The organism is Pseudomonas sp. GW821-FHT11G12, assembly GCF_058808055.1.
This window is the reverse complement of record NZ_JBXARH010000001.1, coordinates 1,164,343-1,185,712: the sequence shown is the minus strand read 5'-3', so window position 1 is coordinate 1,185,712 and position 21,370 is coordinate 1,164,343. Positions and strand designations below refer to the sequence as shown.

The following is a 21,370-nucleotide window of genomic DNA, read 5'->3' as shown; positions in this document are numbered from 1 at the left end:
CAGCACGGCGCTTACCCGCGATTCCCGTTCCCCCTATAACAACAGTCGTGAAAAATCACAGCACTCCACCGCCAGTTGTGCGACGTTCTGATTTAGGCCGAACTGACGATCCGTGCGGTGTAGCGCCGCGTAGCGAATGCGCGGTAACCCTGGCTTCGTGACCAATGCGCGTAATGCACCACGTTCGATCAAGTGGGACAGACAAGCTTTAGGAAGGTAACTGACGCCGACCCCGGATAACGTCAGTCCGACCTGCACAAGCAAATTGTGACTGGTGATGGTCTTAGGCATTTGCACGTTGTGCGAGGCCAGCCATCGCTCGTAGATCAAACCAGTGCCGGATTGAGAGCCTTGGGTCAATACTGTGCAGCCAGCCAGAACTTCGAGACTCACAGGATCTGGATCAGAGATCAGGCTCGGGGCGCACATCCAGGCATTCTCAACGCTTTTCAGTGGCGTACTTACGAATCGAGCATCGCTATAAACGTCCGGAACAATGACCAGATCGAGCTGATCATTTTCCAGTTTGCGAAATAACTCACTGCTGAGCTCCACCGACGGTTCGATCTGCACTTTGGGATAAGCCTGCCGTAGTGCCTCGACAAGTGCAGGCAACCAAGTTAGCGCAGTGAGTTCAGTGACTCCGAGGCGAAACCTTCGCACCAACACTTCACGGGCACTGACTCGTTCCAGCAAATAATCGCGGCGCTCCAGCAAGTCCTTGGCGTAATCGAGCAGTTCCCCGCCTTTCTCTGTCAGCCTCGCGTTGCGCTTGCTGCGGTCGAAAATCTCCACGTCGAAGGTTTCTTCCAGTTCCTGGATACGCTTGGAAATAGCCGACTGGGACATGTTCAGCTTGTTCGCTGCCGCCTCGAAACTGCCCAATTCGGCGATCCAGTACAACGCGTCAATCTGTTTGAACGTGATCATCGAAACCACCACATGAAAAAAAGCGATGATACTTCATAATAAAATATCGCTAAAACTGTTTGTTTATCACTCCTAAGATCGAGCCACAGCCCTGATCGGCTGCTACCTCATTCTTCCGGAGATCAGCCATGTCCTTGCCCGGTTCACGCATTCTTCCTAATCCGCCGCTAGCAGCTACTGAAGTGCTCGAAGCATTCTCCAATGTCGTTACCCCGCACATCAGCGACAACCTCGGTCGGCACATTGGTGCTCGCGGTCTGACCCGATACAACCGCAGCGGCAAACTGGTGGGCACAGCCCTGACCGTTAAAACCCGCCCTGGCGACAATCTGCTCATCTACAAAGCAATGAGCATGCTCCAACCCGGCCATGTGCTGGTGGTGGACGCTCAGGGTGATACCAACAACGCAGTGATCGGCGAGTTGGTCAAGCTATATGCCCAACAACGCGGGTGCGTCGGTTTCGTCATTGACGGGGCGATTCGTGATGTCGCCAGCTTCGACAATACGCCCTGCTATGCCCGCGCCATCGTTCACTGCGGCCCTTACAAGAGTGGCCCAGGCGAAATCAACGTGCCGGTGTCAATTGGCGGAATGCTGATCCAGCCAGGTGATCTGCTGGTAGGCGATGAAGACGGTCTCGTGGCGTTCCCCCAAGCGGATGCTGCCGAGGTTCTACGACGCGCCGCGCAACACGCAGCGCACGAAGAAGACGTCAAAGCCGAAATCGCAACCGGTGCTGTCCGCCAAAGCTGGATGGACAAGGTCTTGCAACAAGCCGGCCTGGCCGATTGAGGAGAACGTCATGAGCACTGTCTTTTTGTCTGACCGGGTGCTGGGCATCGAGCCCTCACCGAGTATTGCCGCTAATGCACTGGTGACCGAGTTACGCGCCCAAGGCCGGGACATCGTCAATTTCACAGTGGGCGAACCGGATTTCGACACCCCCGCGCATATCCTCGAAGCTGCCAGTGCCGCGATGCACGCCGGCGACACACACTACACCGCGACCAACGGCACACTAGCGCTGCGCCAGGCGATCTGCCGCAAACTTGAACGCGACAATGGTCTGTATTACGCACTGGATGAAGTGGTCGCAGGTTGCGGCGGCAAGCACATCATTTACCACGCCCTGGCCGCGACTTTGAACCCAGGCGATGAAGTGATCGTTCATACGCCTTACTGGGTGTCTTACCCTGACATCGCAAGATTGAACGACGCCACCCCAGTCATCATCCCCGGTGACGAAAGCAACGGCTTCAAACTCTCGCCCGAGGCGCTGGTGGAGGCGATCACGCCGCGCAGCAAATGGGTGATTCTCAACAGCCCAAACAACCCCAGCGGCGCTGTCTACAACGAAACCGAGCTGTTGGCACTTGCTGCCGTGCTGCGAAAGCACCCGCATGTGCTGATCATGGCCGACGAGATCTATGAGCAATTTGTGTATGGCGATACCGGTCACGTGTCGCTGACCAAACTCGCCCCAGACCTCAAAGCGCGCACGTTGATTGTCAACGGAGCATCGAAGGGTTACGCAATGACCGGATGGAGGCTGGGATTTGGTGCAGGGCCTGCGTGGTTGATCGGGGCCATCGGTAAATTGCTGTCGCAGACCACTACTTGCCCCAGCTCGATCAGCCAGGCCGCAGCGGTGGCGGCATTTGCTGGTGACCAGGCACCCATTGCCGGCATGCGTGAGGTCTATCAGCACCGGCGAGATCGCATGCTGGAACTACTGAAGTCGATAACGGGGTTGAGTTTCACGCCGCCGGATGGCGCGTTCTATGTGTTCGCCAATGTTAGCGGGCTCATGGGCAAGACCACTGAAAGTGGCGAAACCATCCAGAACGACTCAGAACTGGTCACCCACCTACTCAAAGAGCACGGACTGGCCACGGTCAGCGGCGCGGCGTATGGCATGTCGCCCTATATCCGGCTGTCGTTCGCCAGCTCCCTGGACGTCATCGAAGAAGGCTGTCGTCGCCTCAAAGAAGCGTGCCAACGATTGCGCTGACGGTTGATTGCAACACTCGACAGCCACCGGACGGCTGCTCATTGACTGCCTAGAACAACACTCATAATCATTGTCATCAAATGAGGCATCCCCATGCACAAGCCCCGTATCGCGCTGGTATGGCAAATCATGATTGGCCTGCTCGCCGGCATTGCCATCGGCGCCCTGCTGCACCGTTTTCCTGAGTCCCGTCCGTGGTTGGTCGACAACCTCCTACAACCGGCGGGCGACATTTTTATCAAGTTGATGAAAATGATTGTCGTACCCATCGTATTTTCCTGCATGGTGGTCGGTATCGCCGGTCACGGTGACGGCAAATCCCTTGGCCGCATCGGCGTTAAATCGCTGACCTATTTTTTCAGCATTACTACCTTGGCGATCATCGTCGGACTGGTGATTGGCAACCTGCTTAAGCCCGGAGCCGGCACCGATCTGGCGAGCCTTAAAGCCGCTGCAATCACGCTCCCTACCAGCAATGGAGCCGGTCATAGTCTTGGGCAGATTATCGTCGGAATCATCCCCGACAATGTGATCAATGCCATGGCCCAAGGCAGCCTACTTTCAGTGCTGTTCTTCGCCGTGATGTTTGGCCTGGGCGTTTCCAAATTGAGCAACGAACGCAAGGAACCAGTGATTTCACTTCTGCGTGGGGTGTCGGAGGCGATGTTTAAGGTCACATCAATGATCATGGCCTACTCGCCTATCGGCGTGTTCGGAATGATCTCCGTGACTGTGGCCAATTTCGGTTTCAGCTCTCTCCTGCCATTGGCCAAGCTAATCATGGTCAGCTACGTTGCCATTGCCTTCTTCGTACTGGTGGTACTAAACCTGGTTGCACGATTCTGCGGAATCAATCTGTTCGCCCTAATGCGCCACATCAAAGATGAATTAATCTTGGCCTTCTCTAGTGCCAGCTCGGCAGCCGTGATGCCCCAATTGATGAAGAAACTGGAAACCTACGGCGTACCATCATCGCTCGTGAGCTTCGTGGTACCGGTAGGGTATTCCTTCAACCTTGATGGTGCCTCGCTGTTCCTTGGTATCGGCACCTTGTTCGTGGCTCAGCTATACGGCATTGACCTGAGCTTTGGTGATCAGGCTTTGCTCGTGGTCACCATGGTGCTGACATCCAAGGGGGCTGCCGGAGTACCAGGGTTCATGTTCGTGATTTTGTCAGCCACGTTGGCCAGTGCCGGTTTGCCTTTGGAGGGGATTGCCTTTATCGCAGGCGTATACCGCCTGATGGAAATGCCAACGACTGCATTGAACGTATTGGGTAATGCCCTAGCACCATTGGTAATCGCCAAATGGGAGGGGCGCGCCGCACATTGCCTGAAGGTTACACCTGCCTAGATTTAAGCCGTCAGAGTTCGATAAAGTAGTGGCGTAGGTGACTCACTAAATCCGCATGTAGACCAACAACTCTGCGCCCTTAAACGTAAGGCGCTGTGCCCTACTACTCAGACTGAACTCGTAAAAAAACTTCTACAAAAAGGGCCCTCAAAAGGCCCTTTTTGTGCTCAAAGCAAAATCACTTGGACAGCCAAGACTCGACGATAGGCGACCGAGCTTAAGTGGTGGACGCGGGTCACGCGAGCTTGTTGGCTCCGCCCTGGATATCGTCACGCGCCATTCGCAAGTCATTGGCGTCTTGGTTGAGCCGATGAATCAGGTTGAGCAATCGCTGGCGCAGCACCTCATCATGAAGCTGCTCAGCAGCACGCATCACATCAAGCGCCGCTGCCTCATTATTGGAGGCAACGGCGTCCAGCAGTTTGCGCATGCTTCTTGATGGCCGATTCATCTCCAACCCTCCTAGGTTTCGGTGACGCGAATCATATGGCCGGAATGTTTCGTCAGTGTTTCAGCTGCTCGAACAAGTTATGAATCACCGACTCTTGTCGAAGGGGGCTCGGCAAGCGGGTTCAAGATCAGAGCTGAAGTAGAGTCTGTTTGCATCGACTGAACACCGAGCATCCATGTGAGATAGCAGTATGCAGCTCCGCACCGCTAAGCCCCCGCTGATCTGCTGGTCACTCAAGGGCCAAGCGCAGGGTAACTGTTTTGAATTTATGAATGCCGAAAGAACCGGCATGGATTCTCGTTCAGAAGGGACGCTATTGACCTTCTTGAGGTTGAGTCGCTGACACTCATTTTCGGATTCTTCTCGGGTCTGGTAGGTCAGCTTCAGTCGACGCTCAATCAGCTATTGTTAATCCTAGGCCTTGATACATGATTCAACAATCAGGGGCCTGCTACACAGCCTTATGAAGGTTATTCACCCATTCATATTTTCAATACTCGGTCACTGAATTTTTCTCGACGAATTACTGAATTGAACTCACAAGGCCGCGCGTTTTTGAAGGACTAATCATCAAGCGCCTCTCACCGTAGAGTGGAATCACACCATTGTAGGAAAATGAAAATGACTGATGTAACTGTAGTAATCGGTGCTGGTTCAATTGGCCAAGCCATCGCTCGGCGCGTGAGCGCTGGCAAACATGTATTGCTTGCCGATCTGCGGCAAGAAACCGCTGATGCAGCCGCGAAAGTTTTGAGCGATGCAGGTTTTGAAGTCACCACGTCCAAGGTTGATATCTCGTCCCGCGAGTCTGTCCAGGCACTCGTCGCACTTGCTGCAAGCATTGGTGACATTACCGGAGTCATCCACGCAGCAGGTATTTCTCCATCTCAGGCTGCACCTGCCACCATTCTCCTGGTCGACCTGTATGGCACCGCTTTAGTGCTGGAGCTGTTTGGAGATGTAATCGCAAAAGGTGGTTCGGCAATCGTCATCGCCTCGCAGTCAGGTCACCGCTTGCCGGCGCTCACCGCCGAACAGAACAAAGCCTTGGCGTTAACCCCGACTGAAGATCTTCTTGCTTTACCGATGCTACAGCCCGAGCTAGTAACCGATCCCCTGAACGCCTATCAGATATCCAAACGTGGCAACTCTCTGCGTGTGGCTGCGCAAGCCGTTCGATGGGGAAAGCGTGGGGCGCGTGTTAACACGATCAGCCCTGGCATTATCTTCACTCCTTTGGCCCGGGATGAACTCAATGGCCCGCGTGGGGATGGGTACCGCCGCATGATCGAATCGTCCGCAGCCAAGCGCGGAGGTACGCCCGATGAAGTGGGTGCGGTCGCTGCTCTGCTTATGGGCCCTGAAGGGACGTTCATCACCGGCAGCGATATCCTTATGGACGGCGGCGTTACCGCTCAATACTTGTATGGCGATGACCAGTAGCGCCACAGGCCAGCAGGAGTGGTTTCATTCTTGCTGGCGTGCCCACTCGCGCACCGCTTCCGCGAACATCCGCAAGGCCATAGGCGGGTGCCGATTAGCTGGGTAGTAGAGACATGCGCCGGCATAGTAAGGGCCCCAGTCAGGCAGCAGATGGACTAGGCGCCCGGCCTGCAAATGTTCCTCGGCCTGATGCTCAGGTACCCACGCAATACCAATGCCGGCCAAAGCAGACTCTATCATCAGGTTGATGTTATCCATGGTCATGGGCCCGTCGACATCGATGCTGGCTGATCTGCCCAGATGATCGAGATCCCAACGAAACAGCGTGCCGCTGGCAAAGCGAAACCGGATGCATCGATGAGCCTTGAGGTCGTGTGGTGCCATGGGCGCCGGATGCCGACTCAGGTACTCGGGCGAAGCCACTGCAGCAAATCGCACATCGGGGCCGAAGCGCACCGCGATCATGTCGCGCGGAACATCGTCAAACAGCCGAATGCCCGCATCGAACCCATCGGCAACGATATCGACCAAGCGGCTTTCAGCCACGCACTCGATATGGATCTGCGGATTGTCCTGGAGAAATTGAGGCATGACGTGACGGATCAAAAGTTTGAATGACGATTCGGATGCACTCAGTCGTATCAGGCCTGAAGGGGTATTGCGCTCTGACGTGACGTCGTTGACCGCACATTCGAGTTCGCCCAACAGTGGCTGCACTCGCAAGAAAAGTTGCTCCCCCGCCTCGGTCAAGGCGACTGAGCGGGTTGTCCGATTGAACAAGCGAAGTTCAAGGCGCGATTCAAGCCCGCGCATTGAATGGCTCAGTGCCGAGGCCGAAACACCTAACATCCTGGCAGCGCCGCTGAAGCTACGTTGTTCTGCGATGGCTACAAAAGCAGTTAATTCCGGAAGGCCGGCACGGATCATTAGTGAATTCTCCTCAACTCCCCATGAAACGGTGCGCCAATTGTTGAATTAGGCACAGGAATTTAAAGTGTACCTGTCAGCCACAACTTTGCGAAGGAGACGAAACATGCAGAAACGTCAGCTAGGCAAAAGCGGTTTGGAAGTGTCCTCCATTGGCTTGGGCTGCATGGGCCTGAGCTTCGCGTATGGCCCCGCCTTGGAGCGTAACGCAGCAATTTCTCTGATCCGTAATGCTTTCGACAAGGGCGTCAACTTCTTCGACAGTGCAGAGGCTTATGGGCCTTACACCAACGAGGAACTGTTAGGCGAAGCATTGGCCTCGATCCGGGATCAAGTCGTCATCGCGACCAAGTTTGGCTTCAAAAATGGAGTTCCTGGTGAAGGTCTCGATAGTCGCCCCGACACCATAAAAGCGGTGGTCGAGGCCTCGCTGAAGCGGCTCAAAACCGACCGCATCGAGCTGCTCTACCAGCACCGCATTGATCCTCAGGTGCCGATTGAAGACGTTGTGGGTGCCGTGAAGCTACTGGTCGAGGAAGGCAAAGTTCTGCACTTCGGGATGTCAGAAGCGGGGCCAGATGCAATCCGCCGCGCGCACGCCGTGCTTCCTGTTGCCGCCCTACAAAGTGAGTATTCGTTATGGTGGCGCGAGCCTGAAGAGCAAATTTTGCCGGTGCTGGAAGAGCTCGGAATCGGCTTCGTTCCATTCAGCCCGCTGGGCAAAGGCTTTCTGACCGGAACCATCGACGCCGACACCAAATTCGCGGACGACGACTTCCGCAATGTGGTTCCGCGCTTCACCGAAGAAAACCGCAAGGCCAATGCGAAATTGGTCGAGGTGCTCGGTCAGATCGCCGACGGTAAAGGCGCAACACGAGCGCAGGTTGCCTTGGCTTGGCTGTTGGCGCAAAAGCCTTGGATCGTACCCATTCCAGGTACCACCAAGTTGAATCGACTGGAAGAGAACATCGGTGCAGCCAACCTCCTCCTGAACAAGGCCGATCTTGTTTCCATCGCTACGGCACTTGAGCAGATCAAGGTCGTGGGTGATCGCTACCCTGCTCATTTGCAGAAGAACGTTAACCGCTAACTTCCACCGCCCCAGCCAACCGCCGGCGCCCGTAGATGGGCGTCGGCGGTCTTGTTTTATTCAACCCGATTTCAAGAGTATCGCTGACCATGCCACCGACAGAACGCCACATGGAGACAGCTCAGCCGTCCGACAAACAAAGCCTATGGATTCTGGCGACCCTCAGTGCCTTGATGGCCTTTGCTTCCATCTCAACCGATCTCTACCTGCCTGCCATGCCCGCCATGGCTAAGTCGCTGCACGCTAACACGGGCCAGTTAGAGCTTACGATTTCCGGCTACCTGATCGGCTTTAGCCTAGGCCAGTTATTATGGGGGCCGGTCGGCGACCGATACGGACGGCGGCTGCCAGTCGCGTTGGGGTTGCTGCTGTTTATTGCGGGTTCCGCCGGCTGCGGCCTGTCGACGACGGCGCCAATGATGATTGGCTGGCGTGCGGTACAGGCGGTGGGCGCATGCGCAAGTGTGGTGCTAGCCCGTGCAATGATCCGCGATCTTTATGAAGGGCACCGGGCTGCGCAAATGCTGTCGACCCTGATGACAGTCATGGCCGTGGCCCCGCTACTGGGCCCGAGCATTGGCGGGATAATTCTTAAATTAGGCTCCTGGCATCTGATTTTCTGGGCGCTGGCGGTGTTTGGCGGCGGGACGCTCGTTGCCGTGTATACGCTTCCGGAAACCCTTCCTTTCGAACGCCGCAATCACGCCCCACTCTGGGGGGCCTTTCGCCGATACGGAAAACTGCTGACCGATCGCCGCGTTCTAGGTTATGCCTCAGCCGGTGGATTCTTCTACGGGGGAATGTATGCCTACATCGCGGGAACGCCTTTCGCTTACATCGATTACTACCACGTATCCCCGCAGACCTACGGGATCCTGTTCGGTGTGGGTATCGTGGGGATCATGCTGGCTAACCAACTCAACGCCAGGCTAGTCAGGCAAGTAGGTACTGATCGATTGATGCGACTCGGAGCCCTGATTGCCGCTCTGTCGAGCTTCTGGCTGGTAATCGACGCATGGAGCGGCACTGGCGGGCTGGCGGGATTAGTCGCGCCGCTGTTCGTGTTCGTCGCAGCAGCGGGCTTAATCGTCGCCAACTCGATCGTCAGTGCGCTGGACAGTTTTCCCCATATAGCTGGGGCAGTTTCTGCATTGATTGGGGCGCTGCAGTACGGAACGGGGATACTCGGGTCGGGCTTGGTCGGCGTACTGGCAGATGGTACCCCGAAGCCCATGGCGACAGTGATCGCATTGTTCGGAGTAGCCAGTATGGTGTGTGCGTTCTGGGTGGTTAAATCGAAACCTGAAGAGGACATCGAAACCCAAGGTGATGAGACAGCTACAGAGCGTTAGAACCAGGGCAGGCAGCCACTACGCTGCCTGCCCTACCCCCAATCGGTTCAGCTCACTTTACGCCCTTCGACCGGGTAGCCCGGATCAGTGAAGCCGTGGGTCGATGCATGGCCCGGCACAACCAGGCTGTCGACCAGTTTTTCGTCATCCGGCCCTAGTTCCAGCCCCAGAGCTTCCAAATAGCTGTCCCAATGCGCCTCGGTACGAGGGCCTGCAATAGCCGCGCTAATCAGCTGATTCTTCAATACCCAAGCGATGGCAAAGGCAGCTGAAGTGATGCCGCGATCAGCCGCATGCTGGGCGATGGTCTGCGCGATCTTCAAAGACTCGGGACGCCATTCAGTCTGCTGGATACGCTTGTCACCGCGCCCTGCTCTTGTGTCAGCCGGTGGTGGCGCGTCCACGGCATACTTACCGCTGAGAACGCCACGGGCGAGCGGGCTGTAAGGGACAACCCCGATTCCGTAGTTGCCTGCAACGGGCAGTTGCTCGACCTCGGCGATGCGATTGACGATGTTGTACAAAGGTTGGCTGACGGTTGGCCGCTGGATCCCCAACGCATCGGCAATGCGCACCATCTCGGCGATTTTCCAACCGTGGAAATTGGAAACCCCGTAATAGCGGATCTTGCCTTGGCGAATCAGGTCGTCGATTGCGCGCAGGCCTTCTTCCATCGGCGCATCACTCAAAGTGCGATGGAAATACAGGATGTCGATATAGTCGGTGCCCACGCGCTTCAGGCTGGCTTCGACATTCTGCATGATCCACTTGCGCGACTGCCCTTGTTGATTCGGGCCTGCATCGGCCGACGACGGATAGCCGAACTTGGTCGCCACGACCCAGTTGTCACGCTGAGCCGCAATGGAGCGGCCCACCACCTCTTCGGAACGTCCAGCGTGATAAGCATCAGCAGTGTCGATGAAATTGATGCCTGCGGCACCCGCCTTGTCGATGATGCGCTTACTGGTAGCTTCATCGGTCTCGCCGCCGAACATCATGGCACCCAGGCACAAAGGCGATACTTTCAGGGCGCTGCGGCCCAGATAACGGTAATTCATCATTAACCCTCAAAGGCGTTTAAAAGATGAATTGATCCTAGACCCATTCGTATTGGTGATTAAGGTGCAAAAAAGGGATACGGCCATGAGACTAACTCATGAATGATTTACGCCTTGTAACGCAGTGCATCCACTACAAGAGCAAGTGCCCGTGAAGACTGCCGCCGGCTCGGGTAGTAGATGTGCAAGCCCGGGAAGGTCGGAAACCACTTCTCCAGCACCCAACAAAGGCGGCCGGCTGCAACGTACTCTTTAACCAGATCCTCAGGCAGATAAGCCACACCGCACCCGTCCAACGCAGCCGCGAGCATCGGGTATGTGCCATTGAAGGTCAGTTGCCCCTGCACCCGAAGCTGTAACTCGCGGTCACCGTTAGCCAGTTCCCATGGGTAGCAACCCCCATGAGTGGGGAGCCTTAGGTTGATGCAGTTGTGAGCTGCCAGATCTTCCGGTAACTGCGGCGCTGAATGCACTTTCAGATACGCCGGTGAGGCGACCATCGCCATGCGTAAGTCGGGGCCGATTCGAACGGCAATCATGTCCTGGGCAACTTGGTTCCCCAGGCGCACGCCAATGTCATAACGCTCTGCAACGATATCGGTCAGCCCGTAGTCGGTCATGATTTCAATCTTGATATCTGGATAGCGCGGCATGAAATCCGCCAGACGCGGCCACAGCACCGCGTTGGCGGCATAGTCCGTGGCCGAAATACGAAGCGTGCCGCGAGGCGAATCCCGCAGCTCGACCACTTCGGCAAGGTCGGCCTCGATCTCGTCGAAGCGCGGGGCCAACTTATTGAACAGCTGCTCTCCGGCTTCAGTAGGCGCCACACTTCTGGTGGTTCGCGTCAGCAAACGCACGCCAAGTCGGGCTTCCAGCGCGCGGATGGTATGACTCAGAGCCGACTGCGAAACGCCGAGCTGAGCGGCTGCGCGTGTGAAGCTGCGTTCCCGCGCAACAGCCACAAATGCCAAAAGGTCGCCGTATCCTTCGCGCGCCATTCATGAACCTCATTCATATAGTGATTGCTGAACAGCGTATCTCACATCAATTGGAAGATGTCATAGCGCTCCAGTCCTCCCACCTTATTGATGATCCTGGCTCATAACTCCATGCAGGTTATGCCTCTTAATCAATGGATCTCAGTTGCCTACCATGGGTTGGTCTATTCATTCGTTTCAAATGTTCGAGGTATGCAATGAAGACCATCGGTTACGCCGCACAAACGCCACAAAGCCCTCTCGCCCCCCTACGGTTCAATCGCCGCGAACTACGCCCCAACGACGTTGCCATGGAAGTGCTCTACTGCGGTGTGTGCCACTCCGATCTTCATACTGCTCGTAACGATTGGGGATGGACGGTCTACCCTGCCATGCCCGGACACGAGATTGTTGGCCGCGTCACCGCCATCGGAAATGAAGTGAGCCGCTACAAAGTCGGTGACGCTGTTGCCGTCGGCTGCATGGTCGATGCGTGCATGACGTGCGACCAATGCCGCAAAGGCGAAGAACAACTGTGTCGCGAGGGGAATACCAACACCTACAACGGCAAGGATCGTCTGAGCGGTGAGAACACCTTCGGCGGTTACTCCAAGCACCTGGTGGTGCGTGAAGAGTTTGTGCTGCGCGTCCCTGAAAGTCTTGACCTGTCAAAGGTCGCCCCGCTGCTGTGTGCGGGTATCACCACTTACTCCCCGTTGCGTACCTGGAACGTCGTTACCGGCAGCCGTGTTGGCGTAATCGGTCTCGGCGGCCTGGGCCATATGGCCGTCAAGCTGGCAGTGGGAATGGGGGCCGAGGTGACGGTTATCAGCCGCACGCGGGACAAGGAAGCCGATGCCCTGGCCTTGGGTGCCACATGCCTTCTGCCATCGAGCGACAGCGCTGCCATGGCCGCTGCGGCTTCAAGTTTCGATCTGATCATCGATACGGTGCCAGTCAAGCATCAGCTCGATGGTTATGTATCGCTGCTCGATGTCGATGCGACCCTGGTGATGGTTGGCCAAGTCGGGCCGATGGAAGAGCAGAACACCGTGCCGATGATTCTCGGCCGGCGCCGCATTGCTGGCTCGCCCATCGGCGGCATTCAAGAAACCCAGGAAATGCTCGACCTGTGCGCCGAGAAGAACATCCTGCCTGAGTGCGAAATGATCCGTATGGATCAGATCAACGAAGCCTTTGACCGGATGGAGCGCGCCGACGTGCGCTATCGCTTTGTCATCGATATGGGTTCGTTGCCAGCGCCTGCGCCAACCTGATCGCCAGCCGTACCCTCAGGTTCGCGGGCAACGGATCCAGGCCCGCGAGCATTTCGACACTCCAATGGGAACGCTCGATGAAACTGCTCACCGCTACGACCTTCGCCACCCTCCTCTTCGCCGCCGCCGTGGACGCTGATCAAGCTCAGCCGCGTCCCGATCCGAAGCCGTCACCCGACGTACTGGAAATCACCCCGCAGCTATACAAATACACCACCGAGCTGCTGTTCGGCGAAGTGTGGAAACGTGCAGAGCTGATACCGCGAGATCGCAGCCTGATTACCTTGTCTGCCCTGATCGCCAGCGGCCAGATCCCGCAACTCACAGGGCACATCAAACTGGGGCTCGACAATGGTCTCAAGCCAAGTGAGATCAGCGCATTGATTACCCACTTGGCGTTCTACTCTGGCTGGCCTAACGCGATGTCTGCAGCCGGCGTCGCCAAGCAGATATTCAGCGAGCGACATATTCCAGCTGATCAGATTTCGCCACCAGCGGGCGCTCCCCTGACACTTGATCCAGAGAGTGAAGTAAAACGCCGTGCCGCAGTCGAGGCTGGTGTTGGAGGCGTGGCGCCGGAGCTGGCTCGATACACCAATGACGTGTTGTTCGGTGACCTTTGGCGGCAAAGCAATCTCAACGCCCGAGACCGCAGCCTGGTCACCGTCGCCGCTCTTATTGCCCAGGGCCAAGCGGCACAGCTCCCGTTCCACCTCAACCGAGCCATGGACAACGGCCTGAGCCAAGCCCAAGCCGCCGAGGTGGTGACGCATTTGGCGTTCTACGTTGGCTGGCCGAAGGCGATGTCGGCGGTGCCGGTGCTCAAGGACGTATTAGCTTCACGCAAGCAAGGCTGATACTCAAAGCTAGAGCGCGTGACGCTGTATACCGTTGGACACCCGCAGGATATCGGCCATCACCGCCATGGCGATTTCTGCAGGGGTCTTGCTGCCCAAGCGCAGGCCGATGGGTGCATGGATCCTTTTCAGGCTCGCGTCATCGAGACCACCAATCCGCGCCAGACGTTCAAAACGTTTACTGCTTGTGCGCTGCGAACCCATCGCGCCAATGTAGAACGCCTGAGTACGTACTGCTTCAAGCAGTGTGAGGTCGTCCAGGCGCGGATCATGCGTCAGAGCTACCACGGCTGTTGACGCATGGCATCCGCCATTGGCGATGTAGACCGCCGGCAGCACCTCATGTACTTCAACCCCCGACAGTGTGAAGCCGGCAATCAGTTCTTCCCGTGGCTCGCACAGAATCACCTCATAGCCCAATGCAATGGCAAAGCTGGCGCAGAACTCCGCGACGGGTGAAAGCCCGGCCAGCAGCAAACGCTGCACCGCGCCAATACGAATTGCCATCTGTTCCACGCCGACTTCGACTCTCGCTACATCCATGCTGCCAGGGTCAATGCGACGGTGATCGGTGCCCAGCAGCACTTGACGAGTTATCAAGCCCGATCCAGCGAAAGCCGCCTCAACGGCCGCAAGATGCGCGTCGGTATCGCTGGTCGGAGCCAGATATTCCACAAGCACGTCTAGAACGCCACCGCATGGCAACGCCAAGTTTGGTGCCAGACCTCCCTCGCCATAGCGAACCACTTGGTTCACCGGCCTGAAGAATTGACTAGCGACCCGCTCAAGAAAATCATCCTCGACACACCCGCCAGACAGTGAGCCCCGATGCTCGCCAGAACTCAGACAGACCAACATCGCCCCAGGGCCGCGCGGCGCCGAGCCGAAGGTGGCAAGGACAGTGCAAAGCCATACAGGCTGGCCCTGTGCGATCCAGGCTCGGGCCTGCTGAATGACCTGAAGATCAAGCTGTTTCATGGCATCGATCCTCAAATAGTCATTAGCTTTTCCTTGGTGATGGGCAAGCTGCGAATGCGTTTTCCAGTTGCGTGGTAGACTGCATTGGCAACCGCTGCTGCAAGGCCGGTAACGCCGATTTCACCGATCCCTCGGGCACCGAACTCACTGAGGTTGTAATCCGGATAGTCGAGCAAAGTCACGTCGATGTCGGGCAAGTCTCCATGCACGGGCACCACGTATTCGGCATAGTTGTTGTTGACCGGCAAACCGCTGCTGGGGTCATTCTCCGACGCTTCGAACAGCGCCATCCCCACGCCCATGATGATCGCTCCTTCCACCTGATTTCGCGCCGCCAGCGGGTTAACCACCTTGCCCACATCGATGGCACTGACTACCCGTGCTACGCGCAGGCGCGAAATGCCTGGATCCCAACGCACCTCGACAAAGTGCGCGCCGAAGGAACGATAGGAAAAGTCTCCGCCCTTGGCTCCGCTCTGGAAGTGCCCCTCGGCTCGGCCCAATCGCTTGTGACGAAGTACATCGGCAAAACTTGCACGCTGGCCATCCTTAACTAATTGACCACCCTCCACCGTCAAGCTATCTGGCTCACCACCCACCAGTAGCCCACCGTCCATGACAGCGTGCTGCCGCAACTTTGCGAGCGCAGCCCGGGTGGCGCCTGCGATGGCCGGCAAGATACTTGCAGTGGCCCACGAACCACCCGCCAACGCGCCCGGCGGAAACGTGGAGCTGCCCAGCTCAACCTCAATACGCTCGAACGGCAGGCCAGTCAGTTGAGCGACGGTCTGCGCCACCACTGTATAGGTGCCGGTGCCGATATCCTGCTGACCGCATTGCACCAGGGCGCTGCCATCCGAGCGGATGATCACGCGGGCGTCGGTGGGAACCTGGAAGGCTTCCCAGTTGCAGGCGCCCATGCCATAGCCAATGACCTCATCACCGTCACGCATTGAACCGACCGCTGCGTTCCGTGCGTGCCAGCCAAATCGTTCGGCGGCGGTATCAATCGCTTCGGGGAGATGATTACTCGACCATTCCAGGTTGAGGCTTTCGTCTCGCGTGGCCAGATTCAGCTTGCGAAACACCAGCGGATCAACACCACGCAGCAGCGCCAATTCGTCGATCGCCGACTCCAGAGCAAACAGGCCAGGTGCGGCACCAGGTGCACGCATTGATGTGGGAGTGCCTCGATTAAGCGGACTGTTCTTGTGATTCACCAGCACGTTCGGACAAGAATAAAGGCTACGTGTGACGCCGCCGCATGCTTCGGTGTAGGCATCGGTGGTCGAAGTGCTATTGAATGACTCATGCCGAATAGACACCAACTTGCCGTCCCCATCAGTGGCAAGGCGAATGCGCTGCAAGGTTTCAGGACGATGCCCTGCGGTTGTAAACATCTGCGCCCGGGGCAGCATCAATTGCACCGGACGCTTCACGACCTTGGCGGCGGCGCAGGCTGCTATCGAGTGAGGCCACGGCCACAGTTTGCTGCCAAATCCGGAACCGATGAAGGGTGCATGCACTTCAACGCGGTCTGAAGGCAGGTCGAAGACATTGCCCAGCACGTTGCGGTGATTGACGACTCCCTGCGTGCCCTCGTAGACATACAGCTTGCCGTCGCGCCAATACGCCGTAGTGGCGTGCATCTCCATCGGGCTGTGGGTTTCCACCGGAGTGGTATAGGTCTGATCCAGCCGCGTGGCCGCCTTCTGCCAGGCTGCATCCGGATCGCCTCGGCTGTGCCCGCGCCCTCCCTCGCGCGCACCCTTTTGCCGCAGTGCATCTTTGAGGTTGGTGATGGCCGGACTTTCGGCATATTCCACCTTGACCTGATGCGATGCCGCTCGGGCCTGCTCGAAGGTATCAGCCACAACTAACGCTACAAACTGGCCCGGATAGGCGACCTTGTCATCCTCGAAAGGCAATCGGCGCTCGTCGACCTTGGCGGCGCTGAGAATGTCCTTGAAGGTCATGGCTACATCAGGTGTGCGGTGCAGCGCGGGGAAGTTTCCGTGGTGCAGAACGGCGACCACGCCCGGCATCGCGCGTGCCCGTGTGTCATCGATGGCCACGACCCGGCCATTGGCGATCGTGCTGTAGACGCCGTAGGCATAAGCCATGTCTGGAAAGGGATGGTCTGCAGCATAGCGTGCTGCGCCCGTGACTTTAAGGCGGCCGTCGATACGCTTATACGGGGTGCCGATTATGGACTGGCTCATCAGAGTGCGCTCCTATGCTGTCAGATCGCGAAGGTTGCGAGTCACGACCTGTTGGCCGAGCGGGATCTTGAACGCGTTATGCTCGTAAGCGCGGGCGCCCTGCATGGCGCGCTCCCCCACCTGCGTAAACAGCCCAATATCGGCTTTCTGGCCGACCAGGGCACGCTCGGCTTCGAGGGCTCGCCAAGGCTTGGTGCCCACCCCGCCCAAGGCAATCCGTGCATCAGTAATGCGCTGGCCGTCCATCACAACAACGACGGCACTCGACGCCAGGGCGAATTGATAGGAGTCCCGGTCACGCAGTTTCAGGTAGGCCGAGCGACTATTCGCCAGCGGTGCATCCAAAGTCACATGAGTGATGAGCTCATGGGGCTGGAGCGCATGTTCGATCCAGGGCGTCTGACCCGGCAACATGTGGAAATCGCCGAAGGGTATCTCGCGTTCCCCATTCGGGCCCTGCACTGTCACCTGCGCACCGATGGCGACCATCGCCACGCACATGTCCGAAGGGTGAGTCGCGATGCATTGCTCGCTGGTACCTAGCACGGCGTGGACGCTGCGGTTGTGACCACCGATAGCCGCACAGCCGGATCCAGGCTGGCGCTTGTTGCAGGGCGATACACCGTCGCGAAAGTAGTTGCAGCGCACTCGCTGCATGACATTACCCCCGGTGCTGGCCTTATTGCGCAGCTGCGTAGAGGCACCGGCCAGAATCGCCTGAGACAACACGGCATAGCGATCGCGGATCAGCGGATGGCTCGCTAGTTCGGTATTGCTAACCAGCGCACCAATGCGCACGCGGCCATCAGCAAGCGGCTCGATTTGCTTGAGAGTGAGGTGATTGATATCCACCAACCGGTCGGGTTTCATGACATCAAGCTTCACCAGATCCAGCAACGTAGTACCGCCTGCCAGATAGAACGGCAGGCCCGGTGCGGCATGGCTACTGATGGCCTGAGCAGGCGATTGCGCGCGGGCATAGTCGAAAGTACGCATCAGACCGCCCCTCCCATCTTCCCGCGTGCCGACTGAATCGCCGCGAGAATGTTCTTGTAGGCACCGCAGCGACAGATATTGCCGCTCATGGCCTCCTTGACGCTGGCATCGTCAGTGCCGATGTTTGGATCATTGAGCAGCGCCACGGCGCTCATGATCTGGCCTGAAGTGCAGTAGCCGCACTGATATGCATCGTGATCCCAGAAGGCTTCCTGTACTGGGTGCAGGTCGTCTCCCTGGGACAAGCCTTCAATGGTAGTGATGCTGTCTCCATCGTGCTGCATGGCGATTGAAAGGCAGGAGTTGATCGCGACACCGTTGACCAATAAGGTGCACGCGCCGCACTGGCCGTGATCGCAACCCTTCTTGGTGCCGGTCAGTTGCAGGCGGTCGCGCAAGACGTCCAGCAATATCGCGTTAGCCGGGACGTTGAGCTTGTGCAACTTCCCATTTACCGTCAGTTGGATGCGTTGCTCACCCGCTTTGGGCGCGCCTTCGTCTTCGATCACTTGTGGCGCCAACTGTGCAGCAACCACACTTTCAGGGATCCAGGTCGACACGGTCGCTGCGGCGATTCCCGAAACGCCAAACTTCAGAAAGTGACGTCGTGAAGGTGTGACGCCGGATAGCACCGCAGCCGGTGAACCTTCGGGCTTGTCTAAATCTTTAGTCTCAGTCATCAAGTTCAACCTTTAACAGTCGCCGCTGCGGTGAACGCGGTGCGCGGTGTGAATCAAAAGGCCTTGGCGTAGTCTTCGTCGGACACTTGCTCTAGCCATTGAACCGCGCTGCCTTCGAGCAACTCGGCGATTGCGACATGACTCATGCCATTTGTGGGCGTTGCGCCATGCCAGTGTTTGACGCCAGGCGGAATCCACACCGTGTCGCCCGGGCGAATGACATGAATTGCCTGTCCCTCCTGTTGCACTAGGCCGACACCGGAAGTGACTATCAACGTCTGGCCCAACGGATGGGTGTGCCATGCGGTACGAGCACCAGGCTCAAAAGTTACGGTACCTCCGCTGACGCGAGCACCATTTGATCCCTGGAACCGTGAGTCAACTCGGGCCTTCCCTGTGAAGTATTCCGCAGGGCCTGTAGTGGACGGTTGAGAGCCCACCGGGGTGACCGTCACTGATGAGAACTCTTCACCGCGAACACTGAATGCAACAAGCATTAGCGCCACGCCGATCACTTGAAACAAAGTTGCATATTTCAGTCTGTGTGCCCTGAGTGCGGGAAAGCCAACAGCAGACATAGGATGTCCTCGAATTGGGGGAAGCCTGGCGTGGGTGATGCAGCGTTTGAATGTAGCCTTTACGGATACAGGTGATTAGTAGGTAGAATCCACATAACCTCATGAACTGGGCTCATCAATGCTTCGGGAAAATGCTAACGACTTGCTTGCCTTTCTCGCGGTAGCCCGGGAGCGCAGCTTCACCAAGGCGGCAGCCAAACTAGGCGTATCGCAATCGGCCCTTAGCCATACTGTCCGGGCGTTGGAAGCTCGATTGGGACTGCGCCTGCTGACCCGCACCACGCGCAGCGTATCGCCCACCGAAGCGGGCGAGCGTCTGATCAAAAGGGTTGGCCCACGATTCGAGGAAATCGAGTACGAATTGGCGCTACTCAGTGATCTGCGAGACACCCCTACCGGGAAGATCCGGATCAACGCCATGGACTATTCATTGGACTTGGTACTACGTCCGGCGCTAAAAAATTTCTTACCGGAGTATCCCGACATCTCAGTGGAGGTTTGCTGCGACTACAGCTTCGTCGATATCGCAGCGCAAGGCTTCGATGCCGGCGTCCGGCTCGGCGAAGACGTCGCCGAGGGCATGATTGCCACTCGAATTGGCCCGGACTTGTGCATGTCGGTTGTAGGGGCGCCCGTTTATTTCGCTACCCGCACGCTGCCGCAGACACCTCGTGATCTCGTACAGCACCAATGCAACAATCTGCGCCTACCCACAAATGGTGGTCTGTACGCCTGGGAATTCGAAAAAGACAACGAGACTCTGAAGGTTCGCGTATCAGGGCAAATCACGTACAACGGCGTTTATCATCTACTGGACGCTGCACTAGACGGCTTTGGTCTGAGTTACGTGCCCACGGACATTGCCGCTCCTTACATTGCAGAGGGACGCTTGATCCACGTGCTTGAGGATTGGAGCCCTCGGTTCCCTGGCTTCCACCTTTATTATCCAAACAGGCGCCAGGTGTCCCCTGCATTTGCTCTTTTGGTGGAGGCTTTGCGTTACCGGGAGTAGTGCATTTATCTACTTCGCTGCAGTGGCCTCTACCTGGGCAATTCGCACCTGGTCACCCGAACTTAATCCGTCAGGCGGATTGGCAATGACCTGGTCGGACTGGCTAACTCCATCGGCGAGTTCAAGGTAAGTGCCGTAGTCGCGAGCCACCCTGACCTTCTTTAGCTGCACTGTTCCAGCTCCATCCACCGTCGCCACCTGCACGCCATTCTTACTTACGATCAGTGCACTAGGTGGCAGACTGAGCGTAGTGGGTGTAAGCACACCTTCAAACTGCACGGTGGCGAACGATCCTGGAAGCAGTTCATTACCCTCGTTTTCAACACTGAGTTGAACGCGCATTGCCCCAGATCCCACATCGACCGCTTGGGCCAACGACTGCACCGTGGCATCGAACGTCTTTCCAGGACGCTCGGGAACGCTGAGCTTGGCGCGACCACCTACTTTTACCCACGCAAGTTGACGCTGAGGGACGCTGACATAAACGCGCAGCCGACTCATATCGGAGACGACGAACAATTCGCTTCCTGCTGTCATACCGACGTTTATCAATGCGCCAACGTCCGTGTTGCGGGCAGTCACTACTCCATCAAATGGCGCCACGATTCGGGTGTAACGCTGCAGCGCCTGCAGCCGGTCTACATTGGCCTGAGCTTCGTTGACCTGAGATCGCTTGGTGGCGAAATCGCCGAGGCGCTCCTCAACTTCTTGAAGCGATACGGCTTCGCTCTCACGCAACTGCTCCCAGCGTTTGGCCGTGGTGCTGGCCAATGCCATTTCACTGCGGGACGTGGCCAACTCTGCGCGGGCCTGGCGCAATTGCTGGTCTAGATCCGGGGCATCGATCTCGGCCAAAAGCTGACCAGCCTTGACCGGCGACCCTATGTCCTTGTCCCAACCCTTAAGGTAGCCACTGACTCGCGCATACAGTGGCGCGCGTGACCAAGCTTCGATACGCCCAGGAAGCTGCAGGGAAGCTGGCGTCACAAGGCTGGGCATGACCAGTGCGACCGTAGCGATCCGTTTACGCTCCGCAATCTGTTCCAACTGGCCAGCTTGCGAGTGGCGGCTAACAATCCCAACGATGATAATCACGCCGGCAGTCGCTACCGCCCCGAGGATGAACAGAAAGCGGCCGGATGTGCTGAAGTTCGCGAGGGCTTTCACAGGCAT

The 21,370-nt window shown here is 57.3% G+C and carries 20 protein-coding genes; 9 read left to right on the top strand and 11 right to left on the bottom strand.

What is annotated here, in order from left to right; genetic code table 11:
* Nucleotides 1–33: 33 nt before the first annotated feature.
* Nucleotides 34–930, bottom strand: a complete 897-nt coding sequence (locus AC1RR7_RS05380) for a LysR family transcriptional regulator (protein WP_493156483.1) — start codon at nt 928–930, stop codon at nt 34–36.
* A 128-nt stretch (nt 931–1,058) separates the two neighbouring features.
* Between AC1RR7_RS05380 and AC1RR7_RS05375 the strand changes: the two genes are divergently transcribed.
* From AC1RR7_RS05375 to AC1RR7_RS05365, 3 genes are all read left to right on the top strand, one after another.
* The gene (locus tag AC1RR7_RS05375) at nt 1,059–1,724 is read left to right on the top strand and encodes an RraA family protein (RefSeq protein WP_493156481.1); all 666 of its coding nucleotides are present in this window, start codon (nt 1,059–1,061) and stop codon (nt 1,722–1,724) included.
* A 10-nt stretch (nt 1,725–1,734) separates the two neighbouring features.
* A complete protein-coding gene (locus tag AC1RR7_RS05370; RefSeq protein ID WP_493156479.1) occupies nt 1,735–2,943 on the top strand; it encodes a pyridoxal phosphate-dependent aminotransferase in 1,209 nt (402 codons plus the stop codon).
* A 93-nt stretch (nt 2,944–3,036) separates the two neighbouring features.
* Nucleotides 3,037–4,296 carry a cation:dicarboxylate symporter family transporter gene (locus AC1RR7_RS05365; protein WP_493156477.1) on the top strand — a complete coding sequence of 420 codons (1,260 nt, stop codon included), beginning with the start codon at nt 3,037–3,039 and terminating at the stop codon, nt 4,294–4,296.
* Between the two features lie 235 nt (nt 4,297–4,531).
* Here AC1RR7_RS05365 and AC1RR7_RS05360 read toward each other — a convergent pair whose 3' ends face one another.
* Entirely contained in the window at nt 4,532–4,747 is a 216-nt protein-coding gene (locus tag AC1RR7_RS05360) for a hypothetical protein (protein ID WP_493156475.1), read from the bottom strand.
* A gap of 621 nt (nt 4,748–5,368) precedes the next feature.
* Here AC1RR7_RS05360 and AC1RR7_RS05355 point away from each other — a divergent pair.
* Complete coding sequence (locus AC1RR7_RS05355) at nt 5,369–6,190, top strand: SDR family oxidoreductase (RefSeq protein ID WP_493133886.1); 822 nt, start codon at nt 5,369–5,371, stop codon at nt 6,188–6,190.
* A gap of 24 nt (nt 6,191–6,214) precedes the next feature.
* Here the strand turns inward: AC1RR7_RS05355 and AC1RR7_RS05350 are convergent, their stop codons facing one another.
* Entirely contained in the window at nt 6,215–7,117 is a 903-nt protein-coding gene (locus AC1RR7_RS05350; protein WP_493156473.1) for a LysR family transcriptional regulator, read from the bottom strand.
* A gap of 106 nt (nt 7,118–7,223) precedes the next feature.
* Here AC1RR7_RS05350 and AC1RR7_RS05345 point away from each other — a divergent pair, with 106 nt between their 5' ends.
* Both AC1RR7_RS05345 and AC1RR7_RS05340 read left to right on the top strand, forming a co-directional pair.
* Nucleotides 7,224–8,207 carry an aldo/keto reductase gene (locus AC1RR7_RS05345; RefSeq protein ID WP_493133882.1) on the top strand — a complete coding sequence of 328 codons (984 nt, stop codon included), beginning with the start codon at nt 7,224–7,226 and terminating at the stop codon, nt 8,205–8,207.
* 35 nt (nt 8,208–8,242) lie between these two features.
* Nucleotides 8,243–9,559 carry a Bcr/CflA family multidrug efflux MFS transporter gene (locus AC1RR7_RS05340; RefSeq protein ID WP_493133880.1) on the top strand — a complete coding sequence of 439 codons (1,317 nt, stop codon included), beginning with the start codon at nt 8,243–8,245 and terminating at the stop codon, nt 9,557–9,559.
* A 47-nt stretch (nt 9,560–9,606) separates the two neighbouring features.
* Here the strand turns inward: AC1RR7_RS05340 and AC1RR7_RS05335 are convergent, their stop codons facing one another.
* On the bottom strand, nt 9,607–10,617 hold the full coding sequence (locus tag AC1RR7_RS05335) for an aldo/keto reductase (RefSeq protein ID WP_493156471.1): 1,011 nt from the start codon (nt 10,615–10,617) through the stop codon (nt 9,607–9,609).
* Between the two features lie 107 nt (nt 10,618–10,724).
* Nucleotides 10,725–11,618 (bottom strand): LysR family transcriptional regulator, encoded by an 894-nt coding sequence (locus tag AC1RR7_RS05330; RefSeq protein ID WP_493133878.1) that lies wholly within the window; start codon nt 11,616–11,618, stop codon nt 10,725–10,727.
* A 197-nt stretch (nt 11,619–11,815) separates the two neighbouring features.
* Between AC1RR7_RS05330 and AC1RR7_RS05325 the strand changes: the two genes are divergently transcribed.
* Both AC1RR7_RS05325 and AC1RR7_RS05320 read left to right on the top strand, forming a co-directional pair.
* Nucleotides 11,816–12,874 (top strand): NAD(P)-dependent alcohol dehydrogenase, encoded by a 1,059-nt coding sequence (locus AC1RR7_RS05325; RefSeq protein WP_493156469.1) that lies wholly within the window; start codon nt 11,816–11,818, stop codon nt 12,872–12,874.
* A 77-nt stretch (nt 12,875–12,951) separates the two neighbouring features.
* A complete protein-coding gene (locus tag AC1RR7_RS05320) occupies nt 12,952–13,731 on the top strand; it encodes a carboxymuconolactone decarboxylase family protein (RefSeq protein WP_493156468.1) in 780 nt (259 codons plus the stop codon).
* Nucleotides 13,732–13,740: 9 nt separating this feature from the next.
* On the opposite strand, the gene AC1RR7_RS05315 is transcribed toward AC1RR7_RS05320, so the two are convergent.
* The 5 genes from AC1RR7_RS05315 to AC1RR7_RS05295 are packed head-to-tail and all read right to left on the bottom strand — an operon-like array spanning nt 13,741 to nt 19,104.
* Entirely contained in the window at nt 13,741–14,709 is a 969-nt protein-coding gene (locus AC1RR7_RS05315; RefSeq protein ID WP_493156466.1) for an XdhC family protein, read from the bottom strand.
* An 11-nt stretch (nt 14,710–14,720) separates the two neighbouring features.
* Nucleotides 14,721–16,931, bottom strand: a complete 2,211-nt coding sequence (locus AC1RR7_RS05310; RefSeq protein ID WP_493156465.1) for a xanthine dehydrogenase family protein molybdopterin-binding subunit — start codon at nt 16,929–16,931, stop codon at nt 14,721–14,723.
* A 12-nt stretch (nt 16,932–16,943) separates the two neighbouring features.
* The gene (locus AC1RR7_RS05305; RefSeq protein ID WP_493156463.1) at nt 16,944–17,927 is read right to left on the bottom strand and encodes an FAD binding domain-containing protein; all 984 of its coding nucleotides are present in this window, start codon (nt 17,925–17,927) and stop codon (nt 16,944–16,946) included.
* A complete protein-coding gene (locus AC1RR7_RS05300; protein WP_493156460.1) occupies nt 17,927–18,607 on the bottom strand; it encodes a (2Fe-2S)-binding protein in 681 nt (226 codons plus the stop codon). The genes AC1RR7_RS05305 and AC1RR7_RS05300 overlap by 1 nt, the downstream gene beginning before the upstream one ends.
* 53 nt (nt 18,608–18,660) lie before the next feature.
* Nucleotides 18,661–19,104 (bottom strand): (R)-mandelonitrile lyase, encoded by a 444-nt coding sequence (locus tag AC1RR7_RS05295; RefSeq protein ID WP_493134769.1) that lies wholly within the window; start codon nt 19,102–19,104, stop codon nt 18,661–18,663.
* Between the two features lie 199 nt (nt 19,105–19,303).
* Between AC1RR7_RS05295 and AC1RR7_RS05290 the strand changes: the two genes are divergently transcribed.
* Nucleotides 19,304–20,197 carry a LysR family transcriptional regulator gene (locus AC1RR7_RS05290; protein ID WP_493133864.1) on the top strand — a complete coding sequence of 298 codons (894 nt, stop codon included), beginning with the start codon at nt 19,304–19,306 and terminating at the stop codon, nt 20,195–20,197.
* A gap of 9 nt (nt 20,198–20,206) precedes the next feature.
* On the opposite strand, the gene AC1RR7_RS05285 is transcribed toward AC1RR7_RS05290, so the two are convergent.
* Nucleotides 20,207–21,370, bottom strand: a complete 1,164-nt coding sequence (locus tag AC1RR7_RS05285) for an efflux RND transporter periplasmic adaptor subunit (RefSeq protein ID WP_493133862.1) — start codon at nt 21,368–21,370, stop codon at nt 20,207–20,209.